The organism is Microbacterium sp. 3J1, from assembly GCF_001049495.1.
In the GTDB taxonomy this organism is placed as follows: Bacteria; Actinomycetota; Actinomycetes; order Actinomycetales; family Microbacteriaceae; genus Microbacterium.
This window is the reverse complement of the sequence record NZ_CDWI01000017.1, coordinates 1-355: the sequence shown is the minus strand read 5'-3', so window position 1 is coordinate 355 and position 355 is coordinate 1. Positions and strand designations below refer to the sequence as shown.

The window sequence follows — 355 nt, the reverse complement described above, 5'->3', positions numbered from 1 at the left end:
TGGCTCGTACGCGGCGATGTGGCCGTACGAGCACCTCATCACGAAGTCGTCGACACTCCCGGTTCGGTCCGCCATCGCGGCTGAGCTGACCACCGCCGGTGACCCCCGCCTGACCGAACGCTCGCTCGCCGTCTTCTCGTCCCTGTCGGGCACGACGAAGGAGAGCGTCGCTGCGCTGGAGTACTGCCGCGCGAAGGGCGTGACCACGATCGCGCTCACCGGCGACGCCGACAGCCCGATCGCGGCCGCGGACCACGTGCTCGTCAACTGGGCGGACGACGAGACGGCGGGCGAGTCGATCGACATCCAGCTCCTGCTCCTCACCACGGCCCTGCTGCACCGCCGGGGGGAGTTC

The 355-nt window shown here is 70.1% G+C and carries 1 protein-coding gene; it reads left to right on the top strand.

What is annotated here, in order from left to right; translation table 11 throughout:
- Nucleotides 1-355, top strand: a 355-nt coding sequence (locus BN2660_RS16355; protein ID WP_141651323.1) for an SIS domain-containing protein, incomplete at both ends; no start/stop codon positions are given.